This is a genomic window from Komagataeibacter saccharivorans, from assembly GCF_003207825.1.
In the GTDB taxonomy this organism is placed as follows: Bacteria; Pseudomonadota; Alphaproteobacteria; order Acetobacterales; family Acetobacteraceae; genus Komagataeibacter; species Komagataeibacter saccharivorans.
Window position 1 is genome coordinate 1 of record NZ_NKTY01000084.1, and the last position, 1,169, is coordinate 1,169.

General features: G+C 63.4%; 1 protein-coding gene. It reads left to right on the forward strand.

The annotated features are described in order from the left end of the window. The coding region (locus CFR79_RS15420; RefSeq protein WP_258373661.1) for a carbohydrate porin at window positions 1-1,169 on the forward strand (1,169 nt) is incomplete at both ends.

The window sequence follows — 1,169 nt, forward strand, 5'->3', positions numbered from 1 at the left end:
GACCGCGCCCGCCTTGGCAATTCCACCCCGCTGGTCCAGCAGATTGACCCTGCGACGGTGCGCGATTCAGAACGCGCGCAGGCCGATGCGGAGGAAAAGGCCGCGGGCGATGGTGACAGGCTCGATACCAGCGGCAACCTGCTGGGCAATATGTGGGGTGCGCGGCCATGGCTGTACAAACACGGCATCACCTTCGACATTCAGGAAGTCGATGAACTCTGGGGCAACGGCACCGGCGGTTCGGCCTCGGGCAATGACGGGGCAGCCGGTTCGGGCACCGGCCCGTCCTATGATGGCGTGACCATGCCGACGCTGACCGTTGATACCGAAAAGCTGTTTGGCCTGAAGGGCGGCCTGTTCCAGGTCAGCGCGCTGCAGACGCGCGGGCGTTCGATCTCGCAGGATCACCTGGCCAACTTCAACCCCGTCAGCGGGTTCGAGGCCGACCGCTCCACCCGCCTGTTCGAACTGTGGTACCAGCAGACCTTCCTTAACGGAAAGCTGGACGTGAAGATCGGGCAGCAGGATCTCGATACCGAATTCCTCATCAGCGATTACGCATCGCTTTACCTCAACGCCAATTTCGGCTGGCCCATGGCCCCGTCGGTCAACCTGTATGGCGGCGGCCCGTCATGGCCGCTGTCCTCGCCCGCCATCCGCATCCGCTACCGCCCCAGCGAGAAGTTCACCTTCATGTTCGCCGCCGCCGACGACAACCCGCCGGGCAACCGCTACAACTCGCTTCCCATCCAGCAGGCTACCGGGTCCATCAGCGGTTACAATTCCGATCCCACCAGCCAGACCTATGACGGCGCCAATGGCACCAACTTCAACATGGGCACCGGCGCGCTGCTGATAACCGAACTGCAATACGCGCTGAACCCGCAGCCCGCCGACATGTCCCATGTGACGAAAGACCCCGGCCTGCCGGGCATCTACAAGCTGGGCGGGTATTACGACACGGCGAAATTCGCCGATTACCGGTATAACCGCAATGGCGGTTCGCTGGGGGCGGCGACGCTGAACGTGAACAGCACACAGTCCGACCTGACCCCGCGCTGGGACCGGGGCAACTGGATGGTGTATGGCATCATCGACCAGATGATCTGGCGGCCTTCGCTGCAATCCGCACGGTCGGTGGGCGTGTTCCTGCGTGCGACCGGCAATGG